This is a genomic window from Cellulomonas sp. Root137 (assembly GCF_001426725.1).
Classification (GTDB): domain Bacteria; phylum Actinomycetota; class Actinomycetes; order Actinomycetales; family Cellulomonadaceae; genus Cellulomonas.
This window is the reverse complement of sequence record NZ_LMFG01000001.1, coordinates 166727-185522: the sequence shown is the minus strand read 5'-3', so window position 1 is coordinate 185522 and position 18796 is coordinate 166727. Positions and strand designations below refer to the sequence as shown.

Annotated in this window: 15 protein-coding genes; 8 read left to right on the top strand and 7 right to left on the bottom strand. The window is 74.5% G+C overall.

Annotated features, from left to right (window positions below; translation table 11 throughout):
- Window positions 1–3: 3 nt before the first annotated feature.
- The 3 genes from ASD18_RS00860 to ASD18_RS00850 all read right to left on the bottom strand — a co-directional run bounded on the left by ASD18_RS00860 (window position 4) and on the right by ASD18_RS00850 (window position 5299).
- Window positions 4–516 carry a DUF3806 domain-containing protein gene (locus ASD18_RS00860; protein ID WP_056085772.1) on the bottom strand — a complete coding sequence of 171 codons (513 nt, stop codon included), beginning with the start codon at window positions 514–516 and terminating at the stop codon, window positions 4–6.
- A 155-nt stretch (window positions 517–671) separates the two neighbouring features.
- A complete protein-coding gene (locus ASD18_RS00855) occupies window positions 672–4562 on the bottom strand; it encodes a S8 family serine peptidase (RefSeq protein ID WP_082573407.1) in 3891 nt (1296 codons plus the stop codon).
- Between the two features lie 152 nt (window positions 4563–4714).
- Window positions 4715–5299: a protein-L-isoaspartate O-methyltransferase gene (locus tag ASD18_RS00850; RefSeq protein ID WP_056085771.1), complete on the bottom strand. Its 585-nt coding sequence runs from the start codon at window positions 5297–5299 to the stop codon at window positions 4715–4717.
- A gap of 43 nt (window positions 5300–5342) precedes the next feature.
- On the opposite strand from ASD18_RS00850, the gene ASD18_RS00845 reads away from it, so the two are divergent.
- Window positions 5343–7031 carry a GMC family oxidoreductase gene (locus ASD18_RS00845; RefSeq protein ID WP_056085770.1) on the top strand — a complete coding sequence of 563 codons (1689 nt, stop codon included), beginning with the start codon at window positions 5343–5345 and terminating at the stop codon, window positions 7029–7031.
- On the opposite strand, the gene ASD18_RS00840 is transcribed toward ASD18_RS00845, so the two are convergent.
- A complete protein-coding gene (locus ASD18_RS00840; protein ID WP_156387829.1) occupies window positions 7028–7360 on the bottom strand; it encodes a hypothetical protein in 333 nt (110 codons plus the stop codon). The two genes, ASD18_RS00845 and ASD18_RS00840, sit on opposite strands and share 4 nt — an antisense overlap.
- 272 nt (window positions 7361–7632) lie before the next feature.
- Between ASD18_RS00840 and ASD18_RS00835 the strand changes: the two genes are divergently transcribed.
- The 6 genes from ASD18_RS00835 to ASD18_RS00810 all read left to right on the top strand — a co-directional run bounded on the left by ASD18_RS00835 (window position 7633) and on the right by ASD18_RS00810 (window position 15488).
- Window positions 7633–8682 (top strand): M15 family metallopeptidase, encoded by a 1050-nt coding sequence (locus ASD18_RS00835; RefSeq protein WP_156387827.1) that lies wholly within the window; start codon window positions 7633–7635, stop codon window positions 8680–8682.
- 43 nt (window positions 8683–8725) lie between these two features.
- The gene (locus ASD18_RS00830) at window positions 8726–9883 is read left to right on the top strand and encodes an AAA family ATPase (protein WP_056085767.1); all 1158 of its coding nucleotides are present in this window, start codon (window positions 8726–8728) and stop codon (window positions 9881–9883) included.
- Window positions 9884–9949: 66 nt separating this feature from the next.
- On the top strand, window positions 9950–10387 hold the full coding sequence (locus ASD18_RS00825; protein ID WP_056085766.1) for an OsmC family peroxiredoxin: 438 nt from the start codon (window positions 9950–9952) through the stop codon (window positions 10385–10387).
- 190 nt (window positions 10388–10577) lie between these two features.
- Window positions 10578–13613, top strand: coding sequence for an FAD-binding and (Fe-S)-binding domain-containing protein (locus ASD18_RS00820; RefSeq protein WP_369817239.1), 3036 nt, complete (start codon window positions 10578–10580; stop codon window positions 13611–13613).
- Window positions 13614–13632: 19 nt separating this feature from the next.
- Entirely contained in the window at window positions 13633–13929 is a 297-nt protein-coding gene (locus ASD18_RS00815; RefSeq protein ID WP_056085765.1) for an MTH1187 family thiamine-binding protein, read from the top strand.
- 182 nt (window positions 13930–14111) lie between these two features.
- The gene (locus ASD18_RS00810; protein ID WP_056085764.1) at window positions 14112–15488 is read left to right on the top strand and encodes a hypothetical protein; all 1377 of its coding nucleotides are present in this window, start codon (window positions 14112–14114) and stop codon (window positions 15486–15488) included.
- A 7-nt stretch (window positions 15489–15495) separates the two neighbouring features.
- Here the strand turns inward: ASD18_RS00810 and ASD18_RS00805 are convergent, their stop codons facing one another.
- Genes ASD18_RS00805 through ASD18_RS00795 form a run of 3 tightly spaced genes read right to left on the bottom strand, consistent with a single transcriptional unit; the run spans window position 15496 to window position 18159 of the window.
- Complete coding sequence (locus ASD18_RS00805; RefSeq protein WP_056085763.1) at window positions 15496–16473, bottom strand: alpha/beta hydrolase; 978 nt, start codon at window positions 16471–16473, stop codon at window positions 15496–15498.
- Window positions 16470–17429 (bottom strand): zinc-binding dehydrogenase, encoded by a 960-nt coding sequence (locus tag ASD18_RS00800; RefSeq protein WP_056085762.1) that lies wholly within the window; start codon window positions 17427–17429, stop codon window positions 16470–16472. Before ASD18_RS00800 ends, ASD18_RS00805 begins: the two co-directional genes overlap by 4 nt.
- 22 nt (window positions 17430–17451) lie before the next feature.
- A complete protein-coding gene (locus ASD18_RS00795; RefSeq protein ID WP_056091275.1) occupies window positions 17452–18159 on the bottom strand; it encodes a maleylpyruvate isomerase N-terminal domain-containing protein in 708 nt (235 codons plus the stop codon).
- Window positions 18160–18283: 124 nt separating this feature from the next.
- On the opposite strand from ASD18_RS00795, the gene ASD18_RS20920 reads away from it, so the two are divergent.
- Complete coding sequence (locus ASD18_RS20920) at window positions 18284–18790, top strand: hypothetical protein (RefSeq protein ID WP_156387825.1); 507 nt, start codon at window positions 18284–18286, stop codon at window positions 18788–18790.
- Window positions 18791–18796: the final 6 nt, after the last annotated feature.

Sequence of the window (18796 nt, the reverse complement as noted above, 5' to 3'; positions counted from 1 at the left end):
CGGTCAGCGGGGCTGGCGGTCCCGCGCGAGGATCGCGAGGGCGCCCTCGGACGCCTCGGACACGTACTCGGCCACCCAGCCGGCTGGCGCGCTGCCCCAGGACTGCCCCACGGCGGCCACGGGGAAGACCACGAGGTCGTGCTCCGCGTGCGTCAGGACCAGCTCGGGGGAGCCGTCACCGCGCGCGGAACCCCACACCAGCCCGGGCACCCGCTGCGCGACGAGGTCGCCCAGGGTGACGCCGAACGCGTGCACCAGCGACTCCGGGTCCGTCCGGTCGCGCTCCTCGGACTGCAACCAGATGGCCTGGACGCGGTCGAACAGGTCGCCGAGGGTCTGCGTGTCCACCGTCCCCGAGCACAGGCCCGTGATGATCTCGCGGTGCTGCGCCGCCCACACCAGCTCGGCGGGGTTGAGCGGCTCCACCTGCACGGAGCGGGTGTCGTCGCCGGGGGTGTGCGGGTGCGGCACCGTCGACCCGTCGGTCGGCAGCTCTGCGCGTCGGAACAGTCCCATGTGCCGAGTATCGACGGCACCGGCCCCCGGCTTGACCGTGACACCCCGAGATCGCCCGGTCGGCGTGTCAGTGCGCACGGGCAACTGACCCCCGGACGCGCGAAGGCCGCGCCGACCCGGAGGTCGACGCGGCCTTCGTCACCGAGCCGGGAGGCTCAGCGCCTGACGGTCAGCGCGTGCGAGGTGGCCGTCGGCCAGTAGCCGCCGTCCCCGCTGTAGGTCGCGATGACCAGGGTCGAGCGCTGCACGGCCGGCAGGGTCACGGTGGCGACCCCGTCGGTCACGGGCACGGTGGCCACGCGGTGCAGGCCGAGCAGGACGGTGACCGAGCCGGTGGGTGCGGGTGCGCCCTTCGCGCCGGTCACCGTGATGGTCACCACGGGCTTCGCGCCCTTGGAGACCGTCCACGACTTCGTGGTCAGCGACGCCTTGACGGGCGCCTTGGTCACCGTGAACCGCTTCTCCGCCTGCGACCCGGACACGTCCGCGTTGCCGGAGTAGACGGCCACCAGGCGGTGGTTGCCGGCCGAGAGCGTGCCGGGGACCACCAGCTCGGCGACGCCCCGCAGGCCGGTCACGGTGAGCGTGCCGGTCGCGACGGTGACGCCGCCGTCCTTGATCTCGACGGTGCCGGTCGGCGGTGCGGTCGCGCCCGTGACCACGATCGTCGCCTTCGTCGTCTGCCCGTACTGGGCCGACGACTTCGACAGGGTGAACGTGGTGGACGAGGTGGACTTGGCGATCTCGACCGGGACGGCCGCCGACGTCGACGGGGCGAACCCGCTGCCGGCGGTGGGTGCGAAGCTCGCGGTCAGCGAGTGCGACCCGGCGCCGAGCTTCACCTTCACGGTCGCCTTGCCGGCCGTGACGGCCGACGAACCGATCGGGGTCTGCCCGTCGAGGAACGTCACGGTGCCGGTGGCCTCGGCGGGGACGACGGTGGCCGTGAGCGTGAGCTCCTGGCCGGCCTTCTTCCCGCCGGTGACCGCGAGCGTCGTGGTCGTCGGTGTCGCCGGCTCGCCGGTGGCCACCTGCACGACCGTGAACTCACCGGTGTCGCCGTAGCTCACGAGACCGAGGTAGGTGGTCCGCGGCGTGAGGTCGGCCCACGACGCGGTGTACGTCACCGGGACGCCCTGCACGCCGGGGAGGACCGGCGGGTCGAGCGTCAGCGGCGCCCCACCCTCGACCACCGACGTGACCGTGGCGTCCCAGGTGACGCCGTTCGGCGCGCTGTAGACGTCGACGAGGACCGCGTAGGTCCCGGCGTCGGGGGCGAGCAGGTTGACCCGCTCGTCGGCCGAGCCGGTCGCCGACTGCCAGCCCGCGACCGGGTTCCCGGCCGCGTCGAGCAGGTAGACGATCAGGTCGAGGTCGGCGGTGTCGTCGAGCGCGTCGAGGTCGAACCGCGCGTACTGCGCACCCTCGGGGACGTCGACGAGGTACTCCGCGGTGTCGCCCGTCGTCCCGGACCCGCTGTGCTCGGTCTCGGTACCCGTCGGGTCGGCGAGCAGCTCACCGGCCGACAGGCCGGTGGTCGCCAGCGGGATGTCGCCGTCGCCACCGGGGGTCACCTCGACGGCGACCGATCCGGTCACGCCCTCACCCTCGACCGACGCCGGGGCGACGATCGTGACGGGCTGCACGGCGATCGGGCTGCGCACGGCCGTGTCGCCCGAGGTCCAGGTGAGCGAGCCGGTCGCGTACTCGTCGAGAGGCGCGTCCGTCCGGCTGAACGTCACCGTGTACGACTTCGTCTCGCCCGCGGCGCCGAACTCCAGCGTCGCCGGCTCCACGACCGTGTCGATGCCTGCGAGCCCCAGCACCGAGGAGGTGAAGGTGCCGGCCTGCGTCGAGGTGACCGTGCGGGTGATGGTCTCCGGTGCCGTGAGGCTGCCGATGCCGATCGACGCGATGTTGAGGTCGCTCGGGTCGATCGGGTCGACCGGGACGTTGTAGCCGACACCGCCCAGGTACGCGTACCAGTCCTCCAGGCCGTTGAGGTAGAGCAGGCCCGGCTCGAAGAACTTGGTCGGGTCCACGTGACCGGCACCCTGCGCGAACGGGTCGGTCGCCGGGGCGCCCACCGTGTCGACGGTGTCGTAGGCGGTCGTCATCATCGCGGACTTGATCTCGGCGGGCGTCGCGTTCGGACGCTCGCCGAGATACAAGGCCGCGAGGCCGGCGATGTGCGGCGACGCCATCGAGGTGCCGCTGAGGAACTGGAACGTCGGGTCCCCGCCCTCGGCGTTGGCTCCGGCCGCCAGGATGGAGACGCCGGGTGCCGCGATGTCCGGCTTGATGATGTCGCTGCCGCCGGCGAGCACCGGGCCGCGCGAGGAGAAGCCCGCCACCTGCGGGGTCGGCGGGGTGGTGCCCAGCGAGTTGCCCGTGGTGAAGGTCGCCGTGGCACCCGGGGTGGCCGCGTAGGCGACGACCGCGCTGCGGTAGACGTGGCTGAGGTGGACGGTCGGGACCGAGTGGAAGTCGGTGTCGATCGAGCCCGGCGTCACGTTGACCAGCACCATGCCGATGCCGCCGACGCGGGCCACCTCGGCGGACTTGGCGACGCGGTCGTAGACCCCGCGGTCGCAGACGATGATCGTGCCCGGCTGGACGAGCGCGGGATCGAGCGACCCGGGTGCGCACAGTCGCGCATCGGTCCCGCCCGCGAGGGCGACTGCGGTCGAGTTCACCAGCGCACCGGTGAGCGGCTCCGCGGCCGGGTCCATGTCCACCGTGATCGACGCACCGGCGAAGGCCTGGCCGTCACCGAACGTGACCGTGGCCTCGTAGCTGGGGATCGTCGAGGCGGCCACCGAGGTGTACCAGGGGGACGCGTGGTCCGTCGTCGAGGCACCCGGGCCGTCGTTGCCCGCGGAGACCGCGACGAAGATGCCGGCCGCGGCCGCACCGAGGAACGCCTGGTCCTCGGGCGCGGCGACGCTCGTGGCGGCACCGCCGCCGATGGAGAAGTTGATGACGTCGACGCCGTCGGCGACCGCCTGGTCGATGGCGGACAGGATGTCGGTCGTGGTGCAGCCGTCGTCGGTGGTCACGGCCGGGTCGGGGCCGGTCCAGCAGACCTTGTACGCCGCGATGCGTGCCGCGGGGGCCACGCCGGTGAAGGTGCCGAAGTCGATGCCGCCGATCGCGGTCGGGGTCGCGACGTTGCCCGCCGCGGTGCTCGCGGTGTGCGACCCGTGCCCGTCGCCGTCCCGCGGGGAGATGTACTCACCCACGGAGGCGTCGCCGAGGTTGTCCACGCCGAAGCCCTCGACGTAGTAGCGCGCGCCGACCACCTTGGTGGAGCAGTCGTCGGCGGTGAACTGCTCGCCCGTCTGGCACACGCCCCGGAAGACGCTCCCGTCACCCTTCTGGAAGGTGATGGCGGCGCCGTCGAGGTAGGGCTCGGCGCCCGCGGTGGTGCCGAGGGGGTCCCCGGCGAACGCCGGGTTCTCCGGGGCGATGCCGGTGTCCAGCACGCCGACGACCACGCCGGCTCCGGCCTCGTCGACCCCGCCGACGGCCTCCCAGACGCCGCCCGGGCCCTCGAGCCCGAGGAACGACGTCGACGGCTCCGCGGTGATGTGGCGGAGCTCGTCCGGCACCACGGAGACCACCTCGCGGTCGGCCAGGAGCTCCGCCGCCTGACCGGCGGTGAGGTCCGCCGAGAACCCGTTGAGGGCCAGCGTGTAGGACGCGTCGATGGAGACGCCGGCCGCCTCGGCCACCGCCTCCTGCTTCTCGGTCAGGTGCTCGCGGTAGCTCTTCACCGGTGCCTTGCGGGCGTTGAGCTGGTCGCCCTCCTCGGGCGCGGTGGCCGCGAAGCCGCTCACGCCGCCGTCGTAGGTGGCGACCGCGTCGTCGGCGAGCGTGACGATGTACCTGCCCGCCTTGAGCTCCGTCTGACCGCCCGGCTTGGTGATGTCGAAGCCGGTTCCTGTCGGCGGGGGCGCCGCCGACGCACCGGTGGCGCCGAGTAACGCGGTGCTGACCGCGACGGACAGCGCGGTGAGGGCGGCGAGGACGGGTCGACGTGGCATGTGCGCATCCCTGGCTTCGAGGAGTATCGACGTGCGTGCGCCGCAACGTGACGGTAGTCACACGCAGGCGCACGCCCGGTGCACGTTACTGGCAGGTACGGCATTCGTCACCTTCTGGCGAAATGATCGTTTCCTGTTCGTGACCTGCGTCCTCAGCGCAGCGGGACGAACACGAACGACCCGTGCGTGGTGATCTCGGTCCGGCCGTCCTGCCGCTCGACCAGGTGCATCGTCGAGCGCACCGGGATCACCATGCGCCCGTCGTCGCCGAGCTGGTCCACCAGGGTGGTCGGCAGCCGGCGTGGGGACGCCGAGACGAGGATCCGGTCCCACCCGCCGTCGACGGGCCGGCCGAGCGCACCGGGGGTCGCCCGCTCGATGCGGGCCCAGGGCAGGTCGCACGCGTCGAGGTTGGCCGCACCCCACTCGGCCAGCTCGGGGTCCAGCTCCAGTCCCAGCACCCCGCCGCGGGGGCCGACGAGCCACGCGAGCAGCGCGGTGGTCCAGCCGGAACCGGACCCGACGTCCAGCACCCGTGCCCCGACGGGCACCTGCAGGAGCCGGAGCATGAACGACACGGTGCTCGGCTGCGAGCTGGTCTGGCCGTGCCACAGCGGCAGCGGGTGGTCCTCGGCCGCGCGGGCGCGCTGCTCCGGGGGCAGGAACCGCGCACGGGCGAGCTCGCGCATCGCGTCGGCCACGTCGGCGGCGCGTGTCGGGTCGGCGCCCTCGCGCATGGGACGAGCCTACGATCGGGCTCCCGATCCCGAGGAGCTGCACATGGCCGAGTACGACGTCGTGGTCGTCGGCTCCGGGTTCGGCGGGTCGGTGGCCGCCCTGCGGCTCGTCGAGAAGGGGTATCGCGTCCTCGTGCTCGAGGCCGGCCGGCGGTTCACCGACGAGACGCTGCCGCGCACCTCGTGGGACGTCAGCCGGTTCCTCTGGGCGCCGCGGCTCGGCTGGCTCGGCATCCAGCGGATCCACGTGCTGCCCGACGTGGTGGTGCTCGCCGGGGCGGGCGTCGGCGGCGGCTCGCTCGTGTACGCGAACACCCTCTACCGGCCCACGTCCGACGCGTTCTACGCGGACCCCCAGTGGGCGGGCATCACCGACTGGCGCGCCGAGCTGGCGCCGCACTACGACCAGGCGAGCCGCATGCTCGGCGTCGTCGACAACCCCACCTGCACGCCGTCGGACGAGATCGTGCGCAAGGCCGCGGTCGACCTCGGCGTCGGCGACTCGTTCCGCCTGGCGCCCGTCGGCGTGGTGTTCGGGACGCCGGGCGCCCGGGTGCCCGACCCGTTCTTCGGCGGAGCCGGTCCGGAGCGGCGCGGCTGCCTCGAGTGCGGCGAGTGCATGACGGGCTGCCGCCACGGCGCCAAGAACACGCTGCCCACCAACTACCTGTACCTGGCGGAGCGCGCGGGCGCCCGGGTGGTCGCCGAGACGACCGTGACCTCGGTGCGCCCTCGCGGTCACGAGTGGGAGGTCCGCACCAGGCGCACCGGCCGGCGGGGCGGAGCCAGGACCGTGACCACCGACCAGGTCGTCGTCGCCGCCGGCACGTGGGGCACCCAGGAGCTCCTGCACCGGATGAAGGCGGACGGCACGCTGCCGGGGCTGTCCGACCGGCTCGGCGCGCTGACCCGAACCAACAGCGAGCAGCTCGGTGGGGCGGCGACGCGGTGGCGCGGCTGGCGACGCCGGCCGGACCTCTCGCGCGGAGTGGCCATCACGTCCTCGGTGCACCTCGACGACCACACCCACCTCGAGCCGGTCCGGTACGGCCGCGGGTCCAACCTCATGGGCCTGCTGAGCACCGTCCTCACCGACGGCGGCGGGCGCGTCCCCCGACCGGTGCGCTGGCTCGGCAACGTCCTGCGGCACCCCGGTCAGGTGGCGTCGCTGCTGCTCGGCCTGGGCAGCTGGTCGCAGCGCACGGTCATCGGGCTGGTCATGCAGACCGGCGGCGCGTCGATCACCGTGCGACCGCGACGGACCTGGCGCGGCACCACGCGGCTGACGTCGAGCCCGGGGGAGGGCGAGCCCAACCCGACCTGGATCCCGGCCGCGAACGCCGCCTACCGCCGGATGGCCGCGCACCTCGGCGGCTTTGCCGCGAGCAGCCTCGGCGAGGTGGTCGACGTGCCCATGACCGCGCACTTCCTGGGCGGCTGCACGATCGGGCGGTCCCCGGACGAGGGTGTGGTCGACGCGTACCACCGGGTGTTCGGCCACCCCGGCCTGCACGTGGTGGACGGGTCGACCATCTCCGCGAACCTCGGGGTGAACCCGTCCCTCACCATCACCGCGCAGGCGGAGCGGGCGTTCTCGCTGTGGCCCAACGCGGGGGACCCTGATCCACGGCCCGCGCTCGGAGAGCCCTATGCGCGGGTGAGTCCGGTCCGACCGGCACGGCCGGCGGTGCCGGCGTCGGCCCCGGGCGCGCTGCGCCTGACCGTGCTCTAGACGGTCTCCTTCACGGGGACGATCGGGATCATCCCCGTGCGCGGGACGTCGGCCGCCGACGGGGGCGGGACGAACTTCGGCTTGCGGCCCGGGCGACCCCGCTCGCGGCGCATCTCGATGCCCTCGAGCGTCGTGGCGCGCCAGACCGCACCGCCGTTCAGGCGGCCGTCGGGCTGCGGCAGCCACGGCACCTTGCGGGACAGCCAGACCCGGATGGTGGCGTGCTCGACCCCGAGCCGGTCGGCCAGCCGGGCGATGTCGTAGAGGTCGTCGAGACCCTGCACCGGGGTGGCCGATGGGGGCGGGGTGGCGGGTGGTTCGGGGGGCACGGCGAAAGCGTAGCGGCCCGTCCCTGTGAATTGTGTGACGGAGACGTGACGAGATCCACACGAGATCTCCCCCGCCCTGAGGCCTCAAGTGTCAAGGGCGACCGGCCGAAGAACTTAACGTGTTACGCGTGAGTAACAAGATTCCGTTCCGAGGTCGGCCAGCGAGTGGCCGGCACGCTGCGGCGCGCCCTGCGCCTGCGCGTGCTGTCGCCCACCCTGCCCGCCTCGCCCAGGGTGCCGTGGTCACGGCGCTCGCCCTCAGCATGTGCGCGATGGTGGCCGTGTCGGCCAATGCCCGTGACGGTGGGAGCGCGCTCATCGGCGCACTCCCGGCCCCCAGCTCGAGCGCCCAGGTCGAGCAGGCGCGGGCCGGTGCGGTCGAGGTCGCCACCGACGCGATGCAGGTCGCGCAGTCGGTCCAGGCGGAGGCGGCGCAGGTCGCGATCGACGCTTCGCAGCTCCAGGCCCTCGAGGCCGCGACCGCGCACCTCGACGAGCTGCTCGCCGTCGCGACCGCCGAGGTCGACCGCGGGGCCGCGACGTCCCGCTCGGCCGACCGCGACGAGGTCACGGGCATGGAGGGCACCTCCGTCGCCGCGGAGGAGCCCGCCGCCGCCGCGACGAGCACCCCGACCCCGGCCGCCGATCCCGACCCCGCGTCCGTGTTCGAGCAGACGCCGGCCGCCGTGCCGACGATCCCGCCGACCACCGGCGAGGAGGACGCGACGACCGCGGAGCTGCGGGAGGCCGTCGCCGCCGTCGCCACCGCCACCGCCACCGCGAAGGAGAGCGCCGAGGCGAAGAAGGCTGCCGACGTCGCCGCTGCGGCTGCCGCCGCCCAGGCTGCTGCCGACGCCGCCGCCGCCGCGCAGGCCGCCGCCGAGGCAGAGGCGGCCACCCGTGCCGCGTGGAAGCAGTCGCTCCTCGGCTACTCCAACGGCAAGATCCCGGACTCCGCCCTCTGCGGCGTGAGCTTCGACTCCTCCGTGCGGCTCCGCTGCGACGCCGCCGAGCAGCTCGACATCCTCAATGCCGCCTTCCGTGCCAAGTTCGGCACGAACCTCACGATCAGCGACTCCTACCGCTCCTACGCCGGCCAGGTCCTGTGCAAGCGCACCAAGGGCTACCTGTGCGCGACGCCCGGGACGTCCAACCACGGCACGGGTGTGGCGGTGGACCTCGGCGGCGGTATCGAGACCTTCGGCACCAAGCAGTACCGGTGGATGACGGCCAACGCTCCGGCCCTGAACTGGACGCACCCGTCGTGGGCGGAGAGCGGCGGCAGCAAGCCCGAGGCGTGGCACTGGGAGTACACGGACTGATCGTCCGGCCCGGATCGGGTACCGCGGCCCTACGATCGGGCGCATGAGCACCGCGGCCGAGCCGGGGCGGACGTGGCCCCTGGTCGGCCGGGCCGCCGAGCTCGACGACCTCGACGACCTGTTGTCGACGGCCGCCGACGGGGTCGGCATGACGGTGCTGCTCGAGGGTGAGGCGGGCGTCGGCAAGACGAGCCTGGTCGATGCCCTGCGCGGTTCGGCCCGGCTCCTGGACGTCGAGCTGCTCACCGCCCGCGCGAGCGAGCTGCGCAACTGGCCGTTCGCCCTGCTCTCCGACGCCCTGCTGGTGCGCTCGGGCCGAGCCGGCCGCGGTCCCGTCGAGGCGGAGCTGACCGACCTGCTCGACGCGATCTACGCCGACCCCGTCCGGTCCGTCGCCCGCCACGACCGCGCGGCCGAGCTGTTCGCCGCCCTGCTGCGCCGCCACGGCGACAGCCGCCCGTGGGCCCTGGTGCTCGAGGACGTGCACGAGGCGGACGCCCCCTCGCTCGAGGTGCTCCTGCAGCTGGCGCACGAGGGCGCGGTGCCCCGGGCGCTCGTCGTGCTCACGATGCGTCCGGTGCCCTACCGCCCCGAGCTCGCGGCGGCGGTCGCCGCCTGGACGCGAGCGGGGGCCCGCTACCTCGAGCTGCGGCCGCTGAACGCGCGCGCCACGGTGGAGCTCGCCGAGAACCTGGTCGGCAGCCCGGTGGGGCCGTCGCTGCGCGGCACGCTCGCGACGACGGGCGGCAATCCCCGGCTCGTGGCGGACGTGGTGCGGACCGCTCGCGCCGCGGGTGCCCTGGTCGTCACCGACGGGGTCCTCGACTCGACGGGCGTCGCCTGGCTGACGCCCCTGGACGAGGTGGTCCGGCGGCGCATCGAGTACCTCGGGCCTGAGGTTCTCGCGCTGCTCGGGCAGGCGTCCGTGCTCGGCACGTCGTTCGTGATCGCCGACCTGGCGTCCCTCGTCGGAGACCCGGTCGGCGACTGCTGGCGCACCCTGCGGCACGGCCTGGCCGCGGGCGTCGTCCGCGCGCGCGGCGACCGGCTGGTGTTCGGGCACGACCTCGTGCGCGGCGCCCTGTACAACGGGCTCGAGCCCGACCAGCGTCGCGCCCTGCACGCACGCGCGGCGTGGGCGCTGCGGCAGGCCGGCGCTCCGCCGCAGATCGTCACCGCCCACCTCGAGCGCGCGCGCTGAGCCGCCCGGCTGTCTAGCGTGGAGGTCCCGGGCATCCGCCCGGCCGATCGAGCACGAAGGAGCACCATGTCCACGCGCACCGCTCGCACCGCCTGGAACGGGACCCTGATGGAGGGCGCCGGGCAGGTCGAGCTCACGAGCTCCGGGGCCGGCACGTTCGACGTCTCGTTCCCCAAGCGGACGTCCGAGGAGGCCGGGGGCACCACGAGCCCGGAGGAGCTCATCGCAGCAGCGCACACGTCCTGCTACGCCATGCAGCTGTCCGGAGTCATCGCCGCGGCCGGGGGCACCCCGGTCGCCCTCGAGGTCAGCGCCGACGTCACGCTGCGCCCGGACCCGGCCGGGGGGCTGCACATCACCACGATCGCGCTGACGGTCCGCGGTGAGGTCGAGGGCCTGGACGCCGCGGGCTTCCAGGCCGCCGCCGAGAACGCCAAGGCGACGTGCCCGGTGAGCAAGGCCCTGACCGGCACGGAGATCACCCTGGACGCCTCGCTCGCCTGACCCGACCCATTCCGTAGCGTCCGAGGAACTGGTCGCCCTGGCGCTCACTTCCTCGGACGCTGCACCGCGTGGACCCAGGACGTCCGAGCACGTGGTCGCCCTGGCGCTCACTTCCTCGGACGTCCCTGTCTCGTGACCATCCCTCGGTGACGTGTGCGGGGGAGCGGGTCCCCGGTGCGAGACTGCCCCCGTGGTGGCCGTGACCGAGACCGTGGCAGGGGATCCGAGCCGATCCGACAGCGCCGACGTGGTGCAGGCGCTGCGGGCCGCCCTGCGCGGGGCGGTCGACGACAGCACGCGCCGCCGCGCCGAGTACTCCACCGACGCGTCGAACTACCGCGTGGTCCCGCAGGTCGTCGCGTTCCCGCGGGACACCGACGATGTGCTCGCGGCCCTCGCGGTGACCAGGGAGCTCGGCGTCCCCCTGACGGCGCGCGGCGGCGGGACCTCGGTGGCCGGGAACGCGGTGGGCACCGGGGTGGTGCTCGACTTCTCGACGCACGTCAACCGGATCCTCGAGATCGACCCGGAGGCGCAGACCGCCCGCGTCGAGCCGGGCGTCATCATGGCCAGCCTGCAGAAGGCGGCGGCCCCGCACGGGCTGCGGTTCGGGCCGGACCCGTCCACGCAGGCGCGCGCGACGCTCGGCGGGATGATCGGCAACAACGCCTGCGGCCCCCGCGCGGTGGCGTACGGGCGCACGGCGGACAACGTGCTCGCGCTCGACGTGGTGGACGGGACCGGACGACGGTTCGAGGCGCGGTCGGGTGCGGGTGCGCTCGACGTCGTGCCGGGTCTCGACGCCCTCGTCCGCGGGAACCTCGACGTCATCCGGACCGAGCTGGGCCGCTTCGGCCGGCAGGTATCCGGCTACTCCCTCGAGCACCTGCTGCCCGAGAAGGGCACCGACCTGGCCAAGGCGCTGGTCGGCACGGAGGGCACGGTGGCGACGCTCCTGGGCGCGACGGTCCGCCTGGTGCCGATCGCCGCGGCGCCCGTGCTGGTGGTGCTCGGCTACCCGGACATGCCGACGGCCGCCGACGCCGTGCCCGCGCTGCTCGCGCACGCACCGCTGGCCATCGAGGGCATGGACTCCCGGCTGGTCGACGTGGTCCGCCGCGTGCGCGGTGCCGCCGCGGTGCCGCCCCTGCCCGAGGGCGGCGGGTGGCTGATGGTCGAGGTCGGCGGCTCGGACCTGACCGAGGCGCTGGACCGGGCCCACGCGCTCGCGGCCTCCGCCGGGACGAGCGCGGTGGGCCTCTTCCCGCCCGGACCCGAGGCGGCCGCGATGTGGCGGATCCGGGAGGACGGCGCCGGCCTGGGTGGTCGGACCCCGTCCGGCGAGCAGGCCTGGCCCGGGTTCGAGGACTCGGCCGTGCCGCCCGAACGGCTCGGCGCGTACCTGCGAGAGCTCGAGGCGCTCATGGCGTCGCACGCCGTGGACGGCCTGGCGTACGGGCACTTCGGCGACGGCTGCGTGCACCTGCGGCTCGACATCCCGCTCGAGCGGTCGGGCAACCCGCTGCGCGCGTTCATGACGGAGGCCGCGGCCCTCGTCGCGAGCCACGGCGGATCGCTCTCCGGGGAGCACGGGGACGGCCGCGCCCGCTCGGAGCTGCTGCCGGTCATGTACTCCGCGCAGACGATCGACCTGTTCGGCGCCTTCAAGGACCTCCTCGACCCGCGCGACCTGCTCAACCCCGGCGTGCTGGTCCGGCCGCGCCCGCTCGACGCCGACCTGCGCCGGCCGCACGCCCGACCGCTGCTGGCCGACCACGGGTTCTCGTTCGCGCACGACGCGGGCGACCTGACCACCGCGCTGCACCGCTGCGTCGGCGTCGGCAAGTGCCGCGCGGACAGCACCGCGACCGGCGGCTTCATGTGCCCCTCCTACCTGGCGACGAAGGACGAGAAGGACTCGACCCGCGGCCGCGCGCGCGTGCTGCAGGAGATGGCGAACGGCACGCTCGTCAGCGGCGGCTGGTCGTCGCCCGAGGTGCACGAGTCGCTCGACCTCTGCCTGTCCTGCAAGGCGTGCTCGTCGGACTGCCCGGCCGGCGTCGACATGGCGCAGTACAAGTCGGAGGTCCTGCACCGGACGTACCGCGGCAAGCTGCGTCCGGCGTCGCACTACGCCCTCGGCTGGCTGCCCCGCTGGGCGCGGCTGATCACCGGCGTCCCAGGGCTGTCCTCGCTGGTCAACGCGGTGCTCGGCGCCCGGCCGGTCGCCAAGGTGATCCTGGCCGGCGGCGGCATGGACACCCGGCGGCAGATGGTCACGTTCGCGCGCCGGCCGTTCCGTTCCTGGGTGCGCGGCACGGGGAGCGAGAGCGTGACGCTGGTCCGCTCCGGCGGCGGGAGCGAGCGCCGGCACCACCCCGAGCGCAAGGTCCGCGCAGGTGCGCGTCCCGGCGACCGGTTCCTCGGGCGTCCCGGCAAGGGCACCCAGCACGGCGGGACGACCGGTCCGCGCAAGCCGCAGGTGGTGCTCTGGACCGACTCGTTCTCCGACACCCTCGCGCCGTCCGTGGCGCAGGCCGCCGTCGCGGTGCTCGTCGACGCCGGGTACGAGGTGCTGGTCCCCGAGGACAACGCCTGCTGCGGTCTCACCTGGATCAGCACGGGGCAGCTGGACGGAGCGAAGAAGCAGCTGACCCACCTGCTCGGCGTGCTCGGTCCGTTCGCCGTCAACGGCATCCCGATCGTCGGCCTCGAGCCGTCCTGCACGGCGGTCCTGCGCTCCGACCTGCGCGACCTGCTCCCGGACGACCCGCGCGCGGTCGCGGTGGCCCGCGAGACCCGCACGCTGGCGGAGCTGCTCACCGCGCCCGCCCCCATCGGCCCCGGCGACCGCTGGCGGGTGCCGGACCTGTCGGACGTCACAGCCGTCGTGCAGCCGCACTGCCACCACCACTCGGTGATGACGTGGACGCCCGACCGCCGGCTGCTCACCGACGCCGGAGCGCAGTTCTCGGCGCTCGCGGGCTGCTGCGGGCTGGCCGGGAACTTCGGCATGGAGAAGGGGCACTACGACGTGTCGGTCGCGGTGGCGGAGAACGCGCTCCTGCCCGCACTGCGCGACGCCGCCGCGGGGGACGTCTTCCTGGCCGACGGCTTCTCGTGCCGCACGCAGGCGGACCAGCTGGCCGGGGTGCAGGGCGTGCACCTCGCGGAGCTCCTGGCCGCGCACCTGCCGGCCCGCCGCGCGGTGGACAACCTCGCCTGAGCGCACCACGCTGGGCCGCATGCTCGTCGCCTTCTCCGTCGCCCCGCTCGGTGCGGGCGAGTCCGTGACCGCCGCCGTCGCCGATGCCGTCCGCATCGTCCGCGAGTCCGGGCTGCCGAACCGCACCGACGCCATGTTCACCACGCTCGAGGGCGAGTGGGACGAGGTGATGGACGTGGTCAAGCGCGCCACGGAGGCGGTCGGCCGGCACGGTCACCGGGTCAGCCTGGTGCTCAAGGCGGACATCCGGCCGGGGCACGTGGGGGAGCTCACGGGCAAGGTCGACCGGGTCGAGGCCGCGCTCACCAACGGGTGACGAACGCGACCGATCGGACGATCCGGACGGTGGAAACCGGGCGCATCCGGGTGATGTGACCGATCTCCGACGACGACGTCGGACGGACGGGCTGACGTGCAAAGCGCGCTGTGGGACAGTGTGGTCGCGAGCGCGCCGGCCGGGGTGCGCGGGCGCACGACGGGACGCGGAAGGCCAGACAGATGCCGATCTTCGAGCTCGACGAGGGCCGACCGCGCCTTGTCCAGCCGATGCAGCCCCTGACCGGTTCCTTCGCGCAGGAGTGTGCCTCGCTCCTCACGCACCACCTCGCCGCCATCGCCGGTGAACCCCTCTTCGCGGTCCGTTCCCGCACGGGTGCCCCCGACCACGCGGACCTCCCGGAGCTGCTCGCCCTGGACGCCACCGGCCGTCCCGTGGTGGTCGACGTGGTGCAGGTCGTCGACGACGACGCCGTCATCTCCGCCCTGCGGCACGCCGGTGCGGCCTCCCGCATGACCACCACCGACCTCGCGCGGGCCTACCACCCCGACCCGAGCCGGTTCGCCGTCGACTTCGCCGCGTTCCGTGAGCAGGCGGCGTTCGGCGTCCAGACGAACCGTCGCGAGGGCGTCCGGCTGGTGCTGCTGTGCTCCGAGGTGGCCGCCGAGGCCGGTGACACCCTCGGCTTCCTGCGCGGTCCGGGCCGGCACGTCGACGTGCTCCAGGTGGGCGTGGTGCGCGGCGTCGACGACCGCCGTCTGCTGGACGTCTCCCCGCTGGCCACGCACGAGGGCGCCCGGCGCTCCGTCGAGCCCACGGCGCTGCGCCTGGTGCGGTCGAGCGAGGGCTTCACGTCGGGCACGCCGTACGAGCCCTACGTCCCCCAGGTGGGGCCGGTCCGCACGCCGGCGACGGGGGAGCTGCGCGCGGTCACCCCGCCCCCGGCCACCCCGGCGCCGCCGGCTCCGACCCCGCTGCGGGTGCCGCCCCCCGAGCCGGCGCGGCCCACCGCGGACCAGAAGCCGCGGCCGACCGTGCACGAGGCGCCGACCACGCTGACCCCGGTGGTGGGCCTGCGCTCCGCCGCCGACCAGGTGGTGCCGCGGACGCCGCCGCGCGACCGCACGGACGAGGTGGCCGGCCCCCGCCCGTTCGTCCCGGTGTCCGCCCCGCTGCCGATCTCGTCCAGCTTCCCGTCGACCCCGGCCACGCCGGCGGTCCCGATGATCCCGATGCCCGCGCCGCCCACGTCCCCGACGCCGCCCGCTCCACCGGCCCCGACCGAGGAGATCGCCCCCGTCCGGGACGCGGTCCCCGACGACGACCTGAACGCGATGCCGGAGCTCGCCACGCTCGCGAAGAGCCGCCGCGCGATCACCACCCTCGTCTGGGTCCGGGCGCGCCGCGGTCAGCGGCTCGTCGCCATGCTCCGCACAGACGGCCTCATCGAGCTGCCGACCGGCGAGCTGTTCGCGGACCCGGACAAGGCGGCGTCCGCGGCCGTGGCTGCGGAGAACCTGGTCGACGGCTGGCGCGCGTGGCGCCTGGGCGAGGGCGGCCCGACGCTCGCCGAGGCCACCGGCATCCTGCGTCCCTGACTCCCGGTCAGCTCCACCCGTAGGCAGCGGACCAGCGGTCGATCTCGGCGTAGAGGCGCCTGCGCACGGGCGACGGCGACAGGGTCAGGTCGTGCAGCCCGTCCCGGATCCGGACGACGGTCACGTGCGTGCCCAGCTGCACCGCCCGGCGGACCACCAGCTCCACGTCGAGCACCACGTCGGCGTGGCGCATCTCCTCGCTCCAGCGCGGGTTGATCACGGTCCGGCTGGACGCGAGGACGAGGATCGGCTGCTCGACGGCCAGGCCCCGGGCCACCCGCGCGTGGCCGGCCATGATCGCCTGGAGCCAGCCGGCGCGGACGGGGAACGAGGGCGTCGGCCGCCAGACCGTGTCGTACGTCCACTCGCCGCCGCTCGCGCTGCTGAGCGTCCGGGCGTAGTAGCCGGGGTCGATGTTCGGCAGGGGAGCCTTCGGCTGGAACCGGGCGATGCGCGCGATCGCCGGGGTGCTGACGTGCCGGAGCACCGACGACCCCTGCAGCTCCAGCCAGGGGCTGTTGAGCACGAGCCCGCTGAGCTCGCCGGGGTGGCGGTGCGCCCAGAGCGCCGCGACCAGTCCGCCCGTGGAGTGGCCCATGACCATCACGCGGGCGCGCGCGCCGAGATCGGTGGTGATCACGCCGAGCGCCGCCTCGAGCTCCTCGTCGTAGGTCTCCAGGTCGTCGACGTACCCCGGTGTCTGGCCGGGACGCAGGCTGCGGCCGTACTTGCGCAGGTCGAGGGCGTAGAACGCGGCGCCGCGCGCGTGCCAGTACTCGGCGAGCCCGGTCTGGAAGAAGTAGTCGGACCAGCCGTGCACGTAGAGGATCGCCCTCGACGGGCGCAGCGGTTCGGTGGTCGGCGGCGCGTAGCGGACCAGGCTGGCCACCACGTCCCCCTCGTCGTCAGGGCGCAGGGCGAGCGTGCGGACGTGGTAGTCGGGACCGAGGACGTCCTCGACCCACTCGCCGCCCGGTGCGCTCATGGCTCGAGGACGATCTTCCCGAACTGGTCGCCGTCCGACAGGCGCCGGACGGCGTCCCGCGCGTCGGCGAGCGCGAACGTCGAGTCGACCAGCGGGCGGACGCCGGTGCGCGCCAGGAACGCGAGCAGGTGCTGGAGGTCGTCGCGGGATCCCATCGTCGTGCCCACCACGCTGATCTCCTGGAAGAAGATCCGGGTCAGCTCGGCGGGCTCGGCGTCGCCGCTGGTGGCACCCGCGACGACGATCGTCCCGCCCGGCCGCACCGAGCGGACCGAGTGCGACCAGGTGGCCTTGCCGACGCTCTCCAGCACGATGTCGACGCGGGGCACCCGGGCACCGGGTTCGACGGCCGCGGCCGCGCCGAGCGACAGTGCCCGCTCGCGGCGGTCCTCGGACCGGCTCGTCACGATCATCTCGAGCCCCGCGGCGGCGCCGAGCAGGATCGCCGCCGAGGCCAGCCCGCCGCCGGCACCCTGCACGAGCACCCGCTGCCCGGGCGTCGCGCCGCCCGCCCGGAAGAGCATCCGGTACGCGGTGAGCCAGGCGGTCGGCAGGCACGCGGCCTCGACGAACGACAGCGCGGCCGGCTTGTCGACGAGGTTCCACGTGGGCACGGCGACCTGCTCGGCGAGGGTGCCGGGGTAGCGCTCGGACAGCAGGCTGCGCGGCTCGTCGGCCCCCACGCCGTGCCCGCTGGCCCCTCCGATCACGCCGTGCACCACGACCTCGCGCCCGTCGGCGGTGACCCCGGCGGCGTCGGTGCCCAGGATCATCGGGAGCTGCTCGGCGCGGATGCCGACGCCCCGGAGCGTCCAGACGTCGTGGTGGTTGAGCGCGGCGGCGCGGACGTCGACCACCGACCAGTTCTCGCGGGGCTCCGGGGCGGGCCGGTCGCCCACCTCGAGGCCACTGACGGGGTCGTCGGACGAGAAGCGGGCGGCGTAGGCGGCGATCACGGGCCCAACGTATCCGGCGTCGTCAGAGGATCGGCAGCATCCGCCCGAGATCGGGGACCCCGTCCGACGTGTAGCGCGGGTGCAGGGCGTCGGCCAGCGCGTCGACGTCGTACGGCTCACGGCCGGCGGCGAGGCGGACCCATCTCCGGGCGTCGGCGACCTCCAGGCTCCACCCCCCGCGCGCGACGACGATCTCCAGGAGCGCGTCGGCGACGAGCCGCAGGGCGCCGGGGTCCACGGGGTCCGACCCCCTCGGGACCGACCGCGCGAGGTCGTCCGCGTGCACGACCAGCTCGATCACGCGCGACATCGCCATCGTGCTGAGCAGCACCGGTCCCCGCCGTGCCTGCACCACGCAGTCGTCCGGACCGAGCGCGTCCAGCTGCGCGAAGGCCGCCCGCGCCCGAACGTCCACCTCGGTCAGCGGGTCGTGCGAGATCTCGGCGGCGAGCTTGCGGGTGGTCTCCGCGATGTCGGCGGCCCGGTCGGCGTACGTGCCGAGGTACTCGCCGAGCGTCAGGGGGACGGTGCCCTCCGGCAGCGGGGCGCACACCGCGAGGGCCTCCATGGCGCGTCCGAGGTGCGCGACCAGCTCGGCGACCGTCCAGCCGGCCAGGACCGAGGGGGCGTCGGCGACGTCGTCGTCGACCACGTCCGTGACCCACGACCGCAGGCGGTCCCACTGGTCGTGCAGGGCGGTGCGGACGTCGGTGAGCTCTCCGGAGGGCATGGTGCCCATCGTGCCGCCCACGGGTCCGGCGCACATCCCCGTCCTGGAACTCACCCGTTCCGCCCCGCCGCCGGTGAGCGTTCCGGCAGGATGGGCCGATGCCCGAGCCGGTCGACTTCGCTCCGTGGGACTCCGTAGGTCATCCCCCGGCTCCACCCTGTCGACGACGCCCGCGACCTCCCGCCGGAGCTCCGTCGAGGTCGTCGGGCCGCAGGGACTGGTGGCGCGGATCGCCCCCGGCCCGCCGAAGCGCACGGACGAGGTGCGCAGTGCCGGGGCGCCGTGGACCCTCACTCGTGACCGGCGAGGAGCGATGGAGGCGCGCGACGGGGTGACCGGTCACACCGTGGCCGAGGTCGGCCGGGCGGGGTGGACCGGTCGGCGGTCCGGTGTCGTGGACGGGCGCGCGGTCCGCTGGGAGTCCGCCGGGCTGCTGAGCAGGTCGTTCCGGTGGGTCGACGCGGACGGCGCGGTCCTGCTCGAGGTCCACCCGCGCGGCTTCCTGCGCCGGCACCTGGAGATGACCGTCGGTGCCGAGCGGCTGCCGGGCCCGACCGTGATCCTCCTCGCGGTGCTCTCGCGGCACCTCGTGGCGGACAGCGACGAAGCGGCCGCCTCGAGCGGGGCCTGACGCCGG